This is a genomic window from Bradyrhizobium sp. USDA 241 (genome assembly GCF_049739505.1).
In the GTDB taxonomy this organism is placed as follows: Bacteria; Pseudomonadota; Alphaproteobacteria; order Rhizobiales; family Xanthobacteraceae; genus Bradyrhizobium; species Bradyrhizobium liaoningense.
Map to the genome: position 1 here is coordinate 857,877 of NZ_JBMGPZ010000005.1, position 12,946 is coordinate 870,822.

Annotated in this window: 12 protein-coding genes and 2 pseudogenes; 6 read left to right on the plus strand and 8 right to left on the minus strand. The window is 65.8% G+C overall.

The window, feature by feature from the left end; translation table 11 throughout:
- Positions 1 to 43: 43 nt before the first annotated feature.
- From smc to ABIF91_RS25965, 5 genes are all read right to left on the minus strand, one after another.
- Entirely contained in the window at positions 44 to 3,508 is a 3,465-nt protein-coding gene (gene smc / locus ABIF91_RS25945) for a chromosome segregation protein SMC (protein WP_028179394.1), read from the minus strand.
- Positions 3,509 to 3,725: 217 nt separating this feature from the next.
- Positions 3,726 to 4,397: a DsbA family protein gene (locus ABIF91_RS25950; protein WP_028179395.1), complete on the minus strand. Its 672-nt coding sequence runs from the start codon at positions 4,395 to 4,397 to the stop codon at positions 3,726 to 3,728.
- A gap of 127 nt (positions 4,398 to 4,524) precedes the next feature.
- The gene (locus ABIF91_RS25955) at positions 4,525 to 5,016 is read right to left on the minus strand and encodes a DUF721 domain-containing protein (protein WP_028179396.1); all 492 of its coding nucleotides are present in this window, start codon (positions 5,014 to 5,016) and stop codon (positions 4,525 to 4,527) included.
- A 9-nt stretch (positions 5,017 to 5,025) separates the two neighbouring features.
- Positions 5,026 to 5,349, minus strand: coding sequence for a HigA family addiction module antitoxin (locus ABIF91_RS25960; RefSeq protein WP_028179397.1), 324 nt, complete (start codon positions 5,347 to 5,349; stop codon positions 5,026 to 5,028).
- Positions 5,321 to 5,605, minus strand: coding sequence for a type II toxin-antitoxin system RelE/ParE family toxin (locus tag ABIF91_RS25965; RefSeq protein ID WP_035676122.1), 285 nt, complete (start codon positions 5,603 to 5,605; stop codon positions 5,321 to 5,323). Before ABIF91_RS25965 ends, ABIF91_RS25960 begins: the two co-directional genes overlap by 29 nt.
- Before the next feature lie 83 nt (positions 5,606 to 5,688).
- Between ABIF91_RS25965 and mutY the strand changes: the two genes are divergently transcribed.
- Both mutY and ABIF91_RS25975 read left to right on the plus strand, forming a co-directional pair.
- The gene (mutY, locus tag ABIF91_RS25970; RefSeq protein WP_028179398.1) at positions 5,689 to 6,807 is read left to right on the plus strand and encodes an A/G-specific adenine glycosylase; all 1,119 of its coding nucleotides are present in this window, start codon (positions 5,689 to 5,691) and stop codon (positions 6,805 to 6,807) included.
- Positions 6,808 to 6,974: 167 nt separating this feature from the next.
- Entirely contained in the window at positions 6,975 to 7,397 is a 423-nt protein-coding gene (locus tag ABIF91_RS25975) for a PaaI family thioesterase (protein ID WP_028179399.1), read from the plus strand.
- Between the two features lie 198 nt (positions 7,398 to 7,595).
- Here the strand turns inward: ABIF91_RS25975 and ABIF91_RS25980 are convergent, their stop codons facing one another.
- Positions 7,596 to 8,873, minus strand: coding sequence for a flavin-dependent oxidoreductase (locus ABIF91_RS25980; protein ID WP_028179400.1), 1,278 nt, complete (start codon positions 8,871 to 8,873; stop codon positions 7,596 to 7,598).
- A gap of 128 nt (positions 8,874 to 9,001) precedes the next feature.
- Between ABIF91_RS25980 and ABIF91_RS25985 the strand changes: the two genes are divergently transcribed.
- Positions 9,002 to 9,622 carry a glutathione S-transferase family protein gene (locus tag ABIF91_RS25985; protein ID WP_028179401.1) on the plus strand — a complete coding sequence of 207 codons (621 nt, stop codon included), beginning with the start codon at positions 9,002 to 9,004 and terminating at the stop codon, positions 9,620 to 9,622.
- Between the two features lie 207 nt (positions 9,623 to 9,829).
- Here the strand turns inward: ABIF91_RS25985 and ABIF91_RS25990 are convergent.
- Positions 9,830 to 10,657 (minus strand): annotated as a pseudogene (locus ABIF91_RS25990) (LysR family transcriptional regulator); the annotation flags it as partial.
- An 85-nt stretch (positions 10,658 to 10,742) separates the two neighbouring features.
- Here ABIF91_RS25990 and ABIF91_RS25995 point away from each other — a divergent pair.
- Positions 10,743 to 11,872, plus strand: a protein-coding gene (locus ABIF91_RS25995; protein WP_424578686.1) for an IS3-like element ISRj2 family transposase whose coding sequence is annotated in 2 segments (ribosomal slippage) — positions 10,743 to 11,001 and positions 11,001 to 11,872 — 1,131 coding nt in all. Because the reading frame shifts where the segments join, the coding sequence is not laid out codon by codon here.
- 147 nt (positions 11,873 to 12,019) lie between these two features.
- Here the strand turns inward: ABIF91_RS25995 and ABIF91_RS26000 are convergent.
- Positions 12,020 to 12,115: pseudogene (locus tag ABIF91_RS26000) on the minus strand (LysR family transcriptional regulator); the annotation flags it as partial.
- Positions 12,116 to 12,206: 91 nt separating this feature from the next.
- On the opposite strand from ABIF91_RS26000, the gene ABIF91_RS26005 reads away from it, so the two are divergent.
- Entirely contained in the window at positions 12,207 to 12,650 is a 444-nt protein-coding gene (locus ABIF91_RS26005; RefSeq protein WP_028181253.1) for a nuclear transport factor 2 family protein, read from the plus strand.
- A 4-nt stretch (positions 12,651 to 12,654) separates the two neighbouring features.
- Positions 12,655 to 12,870 carry a DUF1127 domain-containing protein gene (locus ABIF91_RS26010; RefSeq protein WP_035673622.1) on the plus strand — a complete coding sequence of 72 codons (216 nt, stop codon included), beginning with the start codon at positions 12,655 to 12,657 and terminating at the stop codon, positions 12,868 to 12,870.
- Positions 12,871 to 12,946 lie beyond the last annotated feature (76 nt).

Below are 12,946 nucleotides of genomic sequence, written 5' to 3' on the forward strand. Positions count from 1 at the left end.
TCCGGGTTCTCGCGTTGCGAGCCCCGGAATGATGCCGGAGCGATCACGCCACGTTCTGGTCGAGAATGTCGACGGCCTCGGCGAGGCTGACCGACACCAGCTGCGAGACGCCGCGCTCGGCCATGGTGACGCCGAACAGGCGGTTCATCCGCGCCATGGTGATCGGGTTGTGCGTGATGATGATGAAACGCGTGTCGGTCGAGCTGGTCATCTCGTGCAGCAGGTTGCAGTACCGTTCGACGTTGTGGTCGTCGAGCGGCGCGTCGACTTCGTCCAGCACGCAGATCGGCGAGGGGTTGGTGAGGAACACCGCGAAGATCAGCGCCATCGCGGTCAGCGCCTGCTCGCCGCCCGAGAGCAGCGACAGCGTCTGCGGCTTCTTGCCCGGCGGCTTGGCGATGATTTCGAGACCGGCTTCGAGCGGGTCGTCGCTCTCGATCAGGTGCAGCGCGGCCTCGCCGCCGCCGAACAGCTCGACGAACAGGCGCTTGAAGTGGTTGTTGACGACCTCGAACGAGGTCAGAAGCCGCTCGCGCGCTTCCTTGTTGAGGCTCTGGATGCCCTGACGGAGTCGCTTGATGGCCTCGACCAGGTCGTCGCGCTCGGTGACGAGGCCGGTGTGCTGGGTCTCGACCTCACGCAGCTCTTCCTCGGCGCGCAGGTTCACCGCGCCGAGGCGCTCGCGGTCGCGGCGCATCTTTTCGAGGTCTTCCTCGATGTCGTGCAGCGGCGGCAGCTCGGCACCGGGCTCGATCTCGGCGAGGCCGGCGACGGCCTGCGGCTCGACCTCGAGCATGTCGCGGATCTCGCGCTCGACATCCTCCAGCCGACGCCGGGCGCCTTCCATGCGCTCCTCGGCGCGGGCAGTGGCCTCGCGGGAGCTCGACAGTGCCTCGAGCGTCAGCTTGGCGACGCGATCGGTCTCCGCCATCGCGCTTTCCGCGGTAGCGAGCGCGTCGGCAGCCATGCGGCGGTCGTTCTCGGCGTACTCGATCTCGGTGATCAGCGCGCTGCGCTTCTCGGCAAACACGGCCGGCGCGTTTTCAAGCTCGCTGCGCTCGATCGTGAGCTCGGCGATGCGGGCCTGGATGGTGTCGATATGGGAGGCCGCGCTCTCCTTGCGGTTCTGCCATTCGGTGCGCTCGGCGAGAATTGCCTGAACGCGGCGGTCGGCCAGCTCGGCCTCGCGCGCCAGCGCCTGCGCCTCGGCACGGACCTGGGCGGCCATGCGGCGATGGCCTTCGATGTCGCTGCGGACGGCAGCGAGCCGGGTCTCGGTGTCCTCGCTCGACGGCAGCTCGCTGATGCCGGCTTCGGCGTATTCGTAGGCGGCCTCGGCTTCGGCGCGGTCGGCGGCGAGACGGCTGTGCGCTTCCGACAGCGTGGCCTTGCGTGCGGCGTGGCGGCTGATCTCGCGCTCGGCATTGGCATGGCGCTCGCGCGCGACGTTGAGCTCGCGCTGCGCGGCGCGCCAGGCTTCGCGCGACGCGCCTTCCGTGCTGGCCGCCATCTGCAGCTCGGATTCGGCGTTCTCCAGCGCCTGCCGCTTGATCTGCGCGTCGATCCGGGCCTGCTCCAGCTCGTTCTCGATATCGACGAGGCGGGCGCGCTCGGCAAGGCGGCGTGCGGCACCGGTCGGGGCGTGAGCCGCGGCGACAAAGCCGTCCCAGCGCCAGACGTCGCCCTCGGGCGAGACCAGCCGCTGGCCGGTTTTGAGCTGCGAGACCAGCTCCGCCCCGCGCTCGCGCGGCACCACGCCGATTTGCGCCAGGCGGCGCGCCAGCTCGGCCGGCGCCTGCACGTGATTGGCGAGCGGCACGACGCCTTCGGGCAGCACCGGATCGCCTTCGGTGTGTCCGACATTGGTCCAGCGCATCGGCGCCGACGGGTCGATCGGCGCATCGAGGTCGTCGCCGAGCGCGGCGCCGATCGCCTTTTCAAAGCCCTTGTCGACGTTGATGCCGTCGATGATCGGCGGCCACAGATTCTTGGTCTCGCCATTGACGATCTTGGAGATCGTGCGCGCCTCGGTCTCGAGCCGCTGCACGCGCTTGTCGGCCTCGACCAGCGGCGAGCGGGAGGATTCCAGCGTCTGGCGCGCGGCCACGTGCGCGGCCTCGCTCGCCTGTGCCGCGGCTTCCGACGCGGCCAGCGTCTGCTCCGCGGTCTCGACCACAGCGGTCAGCTCGTCGAGATCGCCGAAGCCGCCGGTCTCCTGCGCAAGCTTCTGCTCTTCGGCCGCCACATTCGCGATTTCCTGGTCGAGCCGGGCGAGCTTGTCGCGGTGAGTGCGGACGTTGGCCTCGAGCTGGTTGCGCTTGGCGGTGAGGTCGGCGAGCGCGGTGGTGAGCTCGGCGAAACTCTGCTCGGTTTCGGTCAGCACCGCCTCGGCTTCGGCGACGCGTTCGTCGACGCCGGAGCGCTTCTCGACGCGCGACTTGATCTCTTCCTTCAGCTCGGCGCCTTCTGCGTCGAGCCGCTGCAGGGCGACGTCGGCGTCCATGGTCTGCTGCTGGGCGCGGGAGATATCGCCTTCGAATTGCGCAAGGCGCCGCTCGAGCTCGGCGACGCGCTCCTTGGCGCGCTCTTCCTCGCGGTCGAGCAGCTCTCGGGCATTGGTCAGGCGCTGCAGCCCGGCTGCGGCGCGTGCCTCGGCGTCGCGCAGGGCCGGCATCTCGGCGGCGCGGATGGCCTGGATGCGGGCGGCTTCGGCCTGGTGCTGGGTGCGCTCGGCCATCTCGCGCACCGCGAGATCGTGGGTCTGTCCGGACTCATTGACGTCGGCATGCGCGCCGATCCAGCGCAGATGGTACAGCGTGGCTTCGGCCTTGCGGACCTTGGCGGCGACCTCGCGATAGCGCACCGCCTGGCGGGCCTGCTTCTTCAGGCCTTCCATCTGGCCGGAGAGCTGGCCGATCACGTCCTCGACGCGGGTGAGGTTGGTTTCGGCCGCCTTCAGCCGCAGCTCGGCCTCGTGGCGGCGGGCGTGCAGGCCGGCAACGCCGGCGGCATCCTCCAGCACGCGGCGGCGCTGTTCCGGCTTGGCCTGGATGATCTCGCCGATCTTGCCCTGGTGGACGAGAGCCGGCGAGCGCGCGCCGGTGGCGGCGTCCGCGAACAGGATCTGTACGTCGCGGGCGCGCACGTCGCGGCCGTTGATGCGATAGACCGAGCCGGCCTCGCGCTCGATGCGGCGGGAGACTTCCAGAAGCTGGCTGTCATTCATCGCCGCCGGCGCGGTGCGATCGGCATTGTCGATCGTCATCGTCACTTCGGCGTGGTTGCGCGCGGGACGGTTGCCGGAGCCGGCGAAGATCACCGCGTCCATGTCGGCGGCGCGCAGCGATTTGTACGAGGTCTCGCCCATCGCCCAGCGCAGCGCTTCGACGAGATTCGACTTGCCGCAACCGTTGGGACCGACCACGCCGGTCAGGCCGGGCTCGATGACGAAGTCCGTGGGCTCAACAAAGGACTTGAAGCCGTGAAGGCGCAGGCGGGTGATTTTCATAAACACGCATCTCTGTTGGCAGGCGCGAATCTCCCTGCCGGGACAATACCATGGAAGGCAATGTCGCTGTCTGGGTGAGTCGCGCGAGGCGGCTCATGCGGCTGGACAATGGCCGCGGTGCGCCGCGAGGGCAACCAGCGAAAGCCGCTTTTCCCAAGGGATTTGTGCCGGGAAGGATGCGGCTCCAGATGCGAGAATCAGGATTGTCGCGTGCGAATCAGCTCTTGAGCAGCGGATTGATCTTCTTGGCGAATTCCTCGAACGAGGCCTCGCCCTTGATCTTCTCGCCGTTGATGAAGAAGGTCGGCGTCGAATCGACCTTCAGCACGTCGCTGGCATATTTCTGGTCGGCGGCGATCTTGTCGAGCAGCGCCTGGTCCTTCAGGCAGGCCTCGACCTGCTGCTGGGTGAGGCCGGCCTGCTTGCCGATCCGCGTCAAGGTCTCCGTGGTGTTCTTCAACACCCAGTCGTTCTGCTGGCGGAACAGCATGTCGGTGACCGCGAAATATTTCGGCGCGTCGCCATTGGCGATGCAGCGCGACAGCATCGATCCGGCGGCGGCTTTGATGTCGAGCGGGAACTCGCGGAAGATGTAACGCACCTTGCCGGTGTCGATGTATTCCTTCTTGATTTTCGGGAACACCTGCTCGTTGAAGGCGGCACAGTGCGGGCAGGTCATCGAGGCGTATTCGGTGATGGTGACCGCGGCATCGTTCGGCCCGAGCGCCATGTCGGGCAGGGACACGGGCTTGGCCACATCGGCGGCCGATTGCGCCGTGGCTTCAGGGATCATGGCTTCCGAGACGAACCGCAGCGGCGAGAGCCCGGTGAGCGCGGCAAGCCCGGTCAGCGACAGCATCGTGGTGAAGGCGCGGCGGGTGATGATCAAGGTCGGCTCCCGGGATTGGCAAGGTTCGTCCGAGGTTCCCGCCCGGACGGCCTGTCGCTAGCTTGAAACGTCGATTGAGGCAATGGCGAGCCGCACGGACGGGTCCAGTTTGGCGGCGGAATGAGGCTCAATTTCGCTTGATGGCGGCCCCGAGCCGGGCCAGCGCCGACTTGAGCTCGTCATCTTCAATGCCGCCCAGGCTCTCCGCCACCTTGGCGACGCTCTTGGGGTCGGGCGGGCCGGGCCGCACCCGGCGCCGGGCGCGCGACAGAGGAGCCTGGCGGAAGGCGAGCTTGCCGACCGCGTTCCAGCCGAAGAAACGGTTGACCCGCTCCAGGATGACATCGGCGGAGTGCTGGATCTCCAGCGCCATCGGTCCCTCGACCCTCAGCACCAGGACCGCCGGCTCCTGCGGCTGGCCCTCCACCGGGCGCGGCCATTGCATCTTGAGCGGCTCGGCATGGGCCGCGATCTCCGGCCCCGCGATCTGCGCCCACCGCGTCACCAGCTCGCGCGCGGCAAAACCCTGCTTGGCATAGGCCTCGGCGAAGACGTCGTCGACGAGGATGCCGAGCGGCTTGGCGCTGATGGGACCGGGCTTGGGAGGGAATTTGGACATGGGACCAGACTAGGCTGCCGCGCGGGGCCGGATGGCCTTGAGGTCGCGGTCGATCTCGCGCCGTCGCTGCATCAGGTCGTAATCCATCTGGAGCCCCAGGAAAAAGCCCTCCGACAGACCGAAATAGCGGGCGAGCCGCAGGTCGGTGTCCGCGGTGATGTCGCGTTTGCCGAGGACAATCTCGTTGATCCGCCGCGGCGGCACGCGAACGGCGCGCGCCAGCGCGTTCTGGCTGAGATCCATCGGTTTCAGGAACTCCTCCAGCAGGATCTCGCCCGGATGGGGATTGCGGAGCAGCCCGTTCCTAGGCGTGGTAGTCGACGATTTCGACATCTCTCGGTCCTCCGGCATCCCATACAAAACAGATGCGCCACTGATCGTTGATCCGGATCGAATGCTGACCTTGGCGGTCGGCTTTCAGGGCTTCGCACCGGTTGCCCGGGGGAACCCTGAGATCGGCCAGCACCCGCGCTTGATTCAGCAAGCGCAGTTTTCGCAAGGCAGCGTTTTGAATGTCAGGCGGCAATTTTCGACTTCGCCGCCCGGACCAGATCGACTCTGTCTCGGAGTTGGCGAAGCTCTGGATCATGATTGTGTATAACGCAAGGCGTTATAGTCCGCAACGGTCGGGTCTCGCTGGCCACAGGCGGAATCCTCCTTTAGTAAAGGCGAATGTCCTCCCCGACCGCGCGCAAAAAGGAACGGAGCGCGACGGCGAGCTCGCCGGCTCGCCCTGCATTGCTGCTCGCCTGGTACGACCGCCACCGCCGCCGCCTGCCCTGGCGCGCGGCTCCCGGTGAGACATCGGACCCCTATCGCGTCTGGCTGTCCGAGATCATGCTTCAGCAGACTACCGTGAAGGCGGTCGGCCCCTATTTCGAGAAATTCGTCGCGCGCTGGCCGGATGTCACGGCGCTGGGCCGGGCTTCCCTGGACGACGTGCTACGGATGTGGGCCGGGCTCGGCTATTACTCGCGCGCACGAAACCTCCATGCTTGCGCGGTCGCGGTGACGCGCGAGCATGACGGCGTCTTTCCCGATACGGAAGAGGGCTTGCGCGCGCTGCCGGGAATCGGGCCCTACACGGCGGCGGCGATCGCCGCGATCGCCTTCGACCGCCGCACCATGCCGGTCGACGGCAATATCGAGCGGGTGGTGTCGCGCCTGTTCGCGGTCGAGGAGGAGCTGCCGCAGGCCAAGCCGCTGATCCAGCAGCTGGCCGCGACGCTGCTGGCGGATTCCTGCGCCGGCGACGAGACGTCTCGCGCGGGGGACAGCGCGCAGGCGCTGATGGATCTTGGCGCCTCGATCTGCACGCCGAAGAAGCCGGCCTGCTCGCTGTGCCCGCTGAGCGAGGATTGCATGGCGCGCGCGCGCGGCACCCAGGAAACGTTCCCGCGCAAGGCGCCGAAGAAGAGCGGGACGTTGCGGCGGGGGGCGGCTTTCGTGGTCACGCGCGGCGACGAGCTGCTCGTCCGCTCAAGGCCCGACAAGGGGCTGCTCGGCGGCATGACGGAAGTGCCGGGCTCGGACTGGCTCGCCGGCCAGGACGATGCGGCGGCGAAGCAGCAGGCGCCGGAGCTGAAGGGGCTGTCGCGCTGGCAGCGCAAGGTGGGCGTCGTCACCCACGTCTTCACGCATTTTCCGCTGGAGCTGGTGGTCTACACCGCGAAGGTGGAAGCCCGCACCCGCGCGCCCGAGGGCATGCGCTGGGTGCCGATCGCAACCCTGGCCGACGAAGCGCTGCCCAACGTCATGCGCAAGGTCATCGCGCATGGATTGGGTTTCTAGAGCATGATCCGGAAAAGTGTGCAGCGGTTTTCCGAAAAGATCATGCTTAAACAACAACCTAAAGCGCGATGACGATTCATCCTAATCGCATCGCGCTTTAGGATCCATCCTGCTGACAACAGGCTGTCAGCAGCCTTGCGCTACCAGCGGGCAACAGGAGATCTCGCATGGTCAAGACCGCGCTCGACAATTTCCGAAGACCACCCTGTGCCGAACTGCTGGGATGGCGTCTGCTCGATGCCCGCCCGCAGGAGGGCTGGATCAAGCTCGGTTTCGAAGGCAAGCCGGAGTTCTGCAACCCCGCGGGTTTCATCCAGGGCGGCATGCTCTCGGCCATGCTCGACGACACGATGGGCCCGGCCGTGCTGGTGATGAGCGAGGGCCGGCTCTACACCACCACGATCAGCATGACCGTGAACTTTCTGGCCCCGGCCAGGCCCGGTCCGATCATCGGTGAAGCGAAGGTGACGCAGCTCGGCAAGACGATTGCGTTTGTCGAGGCGAAGCTGATAGCGGAGGACGGCACCGTGCTGGCGACGGCCAGCGCGAGCGAGCGGCTGCTGGAGGCGGCGAGGGTGGTGGGCAAATAGTTTAGTGTTGCGCACTGCTCTTCGTTTTCCCCTTGTGGGAGAAGGTGGCGTGAGGGGTTTCTCTCCGCGAGTCTAAACTGCAAGTTGGACTCGCGGAGAGATACCCCTCACCCGAGTGAGCCTGCGTCTTCCGGCATCGCTGCCCTCTCCCGCAAGGGGCGAGGGCACATCAACGGGCATCTCGCCTCGTGCGAAAGCTCACGCACTCGCCCGCGCGTCCTTGCTCACGATCGGCGGCTTCGCATTCAGCGCGTCGACCTGAAATCCCGCGACGCGCTTGTAGTTCGCGGCGATGCCTTCCAGCTCCTGCTGGGACAAGACGTCGGTGACGACCTTAAAGCCGTCGGGCGCGCGCTCTTCGACGAGCTGCATCACCTGCTCGGGGCCGTTCTTGCGGTTGAGCAGGACGAGGTCGGTGGTCGCGGGCCTCCGCTCGGCTTCATAGGCGAGCAGGGCGGCGCTCGTCGGGCCATGCGCGAGAATCTCGCGGGTGATGACGCGGGCATCGAGGATCGCCTGCGAGGCGCCGTTCGAGCCGATCGGGTACATCGGATGCGCGGCATCGCCCATCAGCGTGACGCGGCCGAAGGTCCACCGCGACACCGGATCACGGTCGACCAGCGGATATTCATAGGCGTGCGGGCAGTTCTTGATCAGGCCGGGCACGTCGAGCCAGTCGAACTTCCAGCTTTCGAACCAGGGCAAAAACTCTTCCAGCCGCGCGGTGCGGTTATAGTCCTCGCGCCGCCACTGATAGGTCGGGGGCATGTGCCGCTCGGCGACCCAGTTGATCTGATAGTTGCCTGCCGGATCCGGCGCCTTGCTGATCGGATAGCAGACGAATTTCAGGATCTCGTGCCCCGCCATGATCATGGTGCGGCCGCTGAGGAAAGCCTTCGCGGGCGTCACGCCGCGCCAGAGGATGCGGCCGTTCCAGATCGGCGGGCCTTCGCCCGGATAGAGCTTTTCGCGCACGGCGGAATGGATGCCGTCGGCGGCGATCAGAATCGCGCCGTCGTAGGTCCCGGCGGCTTTGCCGGTCGCCTTGTCGATGAATTCGGCGCGCACGCCGTCCGCCGTCTCGGTCCAGCCGGTCAGATGGTGGCTGGTGAGGATGTTGTCGCGGCCGAGCCGCTCGATCGCTGCGTCGAGCAGGAGCTGCTGCAGCGTGCCGCGGTGGATCGAGAATTGCGGCCATTTGTACCCGGCCTCCAGTCCGCGCGGCTCGCTCCAGATCGGCTTGCCGTGCTTGGAGAAATAGGCGAGCTCGCGCGTCCGCACGCCGCTGGCGTCCAACTTGTCCATCAAGCCGAGCTCGATCAGCTCGCGCACCGCATGCGGCAGCACGTTGATGCCGACGCCGAGCGGCTTCAGTTCCGCGACGCTCTCGAACACTTTTGCGGGAACGCCGATTCCGTGCAGGCTGAGCGCAAGTGTCAGCCCGCCGATGCCGCCACCGGCGATGAGTACCGTCATGAGAAACCCCTCCCTGTCGCAGGCGTCTTGGCACAGCCGGATGGCGGTGGGCAACTGCGAAGAGCATGTTGTGCTATGGACGTCGGGCCCGACAGTCGTTAGTTTTCGGCTTTCCCATGAGGTCCGACATGCTCAAGCTCTACTACGCCACCGGCACATGCGCGCTCGCCACCTACATCACCCTGGAAGAAGCCGGTGCCGACTACACGGCCGAACGGCTGAGCTTCAAGGACAACCAGCAGAACAGCCCGGATTATCTCGCGATCAACCCGAAGGGCCGCGTGCCGGCGCTGGTCACCGACCGCGGCGTCCTGACCGAGACGCCGGCGATGCTGGCCTACATCGCGCAGACCTTCCCCAAGGCGAAGCTCGCACCGCTCGACGATCCCTTCGACTTCGCCGAGGTGCAGTCGTTCAACTCCTATCTCTGCTCGACCGTGCACATCAACCACGCCCACAAGATGCGCGGCGCGCGCTGGGCGACGCAGGAGAGCTCGTTCGCCGACATGAAGGCGATGGTCCCGAAGACCATGGCGGCCTGCTTCAAGCTCATCGAGCAGAAGATGTTTCGGGGACCCTGGGTCATGGGCGATCAGTTCACGATCTGCGATCCCTACCTCTACACGCTCTCGACCTGGCTCGAAGGCGACAGCGTCGACATCAATGCGACGCCGAAGATCGCCGATCACTTCAAGCGCATGTCCGACCGCCCCGCGGTGAGCAAGGTGATGGCGGCACAGAAGGCGTAGCAAATCTCGGTGTCGTCCCGGGCAAGCGGAAGCGCAGACCCGGGACCCATACCGTGGAATCTATCGATTGTACTCGGTAGCAGTACCGAACGACCAGTCTTCACCAAAGCACGTCCTGGGGCTATCGCGACGAGCGCAAGCGCTCGCACAGAGGTCCCGGATCGGCGCGCGCTTGTCCGGGACGACACCGTATTTGGTGAGGGCATCCTAACCAGCGCGCCGCTTCTCCAACTCCCGCCCGGTCTCCAGCATCAGCCTTCGCAGCCAGATCGAGCCGGGGTCCATCTGCGCGCGGGTCGGATGGAACATGAACTGCTCGTCGATCCCGGGATCGAGCGGCGGCGTCACCGTGACGAGGCCGAGCTGCTTCGACAGCGCCGCGATCAGCCGGCGCGGCACGAAGGCGACGAGGTCAGTGCGGGCGGCGACGTGCAGCGCTTCGAGATAGCCTGACACCACCAGCGAGATATGCCGCTCGATGCCCTTGGCTCGCAGCCAGGGGTCGATCAGGTCCTCGGCACCGCCGCGGATGATCACGCCGACATGGCGCGCAGCCAGGAACGTCTCGCGCCGCTTCAGCTTCGCGCCTATCGGATGGCCGCGCCGCACCGCCAATGCGTCGCTGTCGGTATAGAGCAGCTGGCGATGAAAGCCCTTGAAGGCGTTTCCGATCGAGATCACGAGATCGATGGTGCGGGCGAATTCGGCATGGAAGATCGCCGATCCCCGCCACGGCACGACGTCGATGCGGACGTTGGGCGCGGCCTGCGTCACCTTCTCCATGAAGCGCGGCATCAACAGCTCGACCGCGAGATCGGGCATCATCAGGCGGAATTGCCGCTCGCTGCGCGCGGCGTCGAAATCGTCGGGCACGAACAGCCCGCGCACCTGATCCAGCGCCTGCGCCAGCGGGGCGCGGAGCGCCAGGGCCCGTGGCGTCAGCTCCATCCGCGCGCCGGTGCGTACCAGCAGCGGATCGCCAAAAATGTCGCGCAGACGCTGGAGCGCATGGCTCGCCGCCGGCTGCGACAGAGAGCTGGCCCCGCAAATTCGGACAGTAGCTTGAGTGGATTTTCTGCCTGACAGCGGCGAGGATTCTTGCTGCGAATCAGGAGCGAAGATGACGAAGAAGAGCCGCCGGACGCATTCTCCGGCATTCAAGGCGAAGGTTGCTTTGGCTGCGGTCAAAGGCGACAAGACACTGGCGGAGCTGGCGCAACTGTTTGATGTTCATCCGAACCAGATCACGATCTGGAAAAACCAGCTCCTGGAAGGCGCCGCCGGCGTGTTTGGGCATGACAAGACATCGGCCGAGACGCCGGTCGATTTGAAGGCGTTACATGCCAAGATCGGCGAGCTGGCGTTGGAAAACGATTTTGTGTCCGGCGCGCTCACCAAGGCGGGCCTGCTGAGCGCAAAGCGATGATCGACCGCGATCATGATCTTTCTATCGTGCGCCAGGCGAAGGTCCTGAAGCTGGCTCGCAGCACGGTCTACTATGAACCTCGGCCAGTTTCGGCCGAGGACCTTGCCTTGATGCGTCGGCTCGATGAGCTGCATCTCGATTATCCCTTCGCGGGAGCGCGTATGCTGCGATCGTTGCTGCGGCGGGAGGGCGTATACGCCGGTCGCCGCCACATCGCGACGCTGATGAAGCGCATGGGGATCGAGGCGGTCTATCGTCGCCCGAACACGAGCAAGCCGGCTCCGGGTCACAAGATCTACCCGTACCTGTTGCGCGGATTGAAGATCGAGCGGCCCGACCATGCGTGGGCAATGGACATCACCTACATTCCGATGCGGCGTGGCTTCGTCTATCTCGCGGCGGTCGTCGATGTGTTCAGCCGACGGGTCCTGGCCCATCGCGTCTCGATCACAATGGAGGCGGCCTTCTGCGTCGAAGCGGTCCAGGAGGCGTTGGCGAAGCACGGCAGGCCCGAGATTTTCAACACGGATCAGGGCAGCCAGTTCACCAGCCTCGAGTTCACCGATGTGCTGCTGGACGCGAAGATCGCCATCAGCATGGACGGCAAGGGCGCCTGGCGCGACAACGTGTTTGTCGAGCGGCTCTGGCGCACGGTCAAATACGAAGAAGTATATCTCCGCGCCTACGACAGCGTGTCCGAGGCGCGAGCGTCAATTGCCAAGTATCTGGCCTTCTACAATCAGGGACGCCCTCACTCGAGCCTTGACGGGCGCACGCCCGACGAGGCTTACTTCGGCACGCAAGCTATGGTGATGGCCGCATGACCGTCGCCGACGGTTTTGTCGTCGCTCTGGTCGGGCTACGCCCTCCCGACGCAACGACAAAACCGTAAAGCCCCGCGTTCAGCATAACCCGGCAGGAATCCACTTAAATCCAGCGGGGCGCTGTCCAAACAACCGGGGCCAGCTCTACAGCCCGAGCCGCAGCGCGGCGCGGCTGACGTTGGCCTCGCGCAGCAGCGCATCGAGCGCGGTCAGCAGATTGAGGTCAAGCGAATTCAAATTCATAAGGTGAATATATATCATATTCACTATCGATTTGAAGAATGCTGATCTGCCGGTGATGATCTTCGCGATGTCACACCACGGAGATGCCGCCATGAGCGCTGCCGCCAACAAGAAACTGATGCAGGACATTTTCGCCGCCGCCGCCAATCCCGATCCGGCCGCGCGCGATCGCGCCCTGTTCACCGCCAGCCTCGCCGACGACGCCAAATGGGTCGTGACCGGGCAGTATTCCTGGTCCCGCACCTTTTCAGGCAAGGAGGCGATCCTCACCGACCTGCACGGCTATGTGCGGACGCGCCTGCGCGACCGGACGCGGACAATCGCTCACCGCTTCATCGCCGACGGGGACATCGTCGTCGTGGAAGCCAAGGGCGACAACGTCACGCCCGAAGGCGTGCGCTACGACAACGACTATTGCCTGGTGTTTCGCCTCGCGGACGGCAAGATCAAGGAGATCCGCGAGTACTGCGACTCGATCCTGACCGAGAGGGCGCTCGGTCCGTTTCCACAAACGGTCGCGAGAGCCGCGGGCTAGCGGTTTGAGCACCATCTGGTCTGCCGGCTGGCGCCCTTCGTTCCGGTCTGCGAGGGGCGTCCGGGTCTGGCGAAAGCTGGCGGAGATCGTCCGGCTCCGGCGCGAGCGCGCGCGGATACGCTGCCAGCTCGCCGCCATGAGCGAGCGGGAGCTTCTGGATTGCGGAATGACGCGGTCGGAGATCGAGTACGAGCTGAGAAAGCCTGTCCGGCGGAAATAGAGGGGAGGCGGCCTCTATTTCTTCCGGACCCGGAGGAACCTTCGGTTTGCGCCGGCGTTCCCCCGGCTCGGGAGCG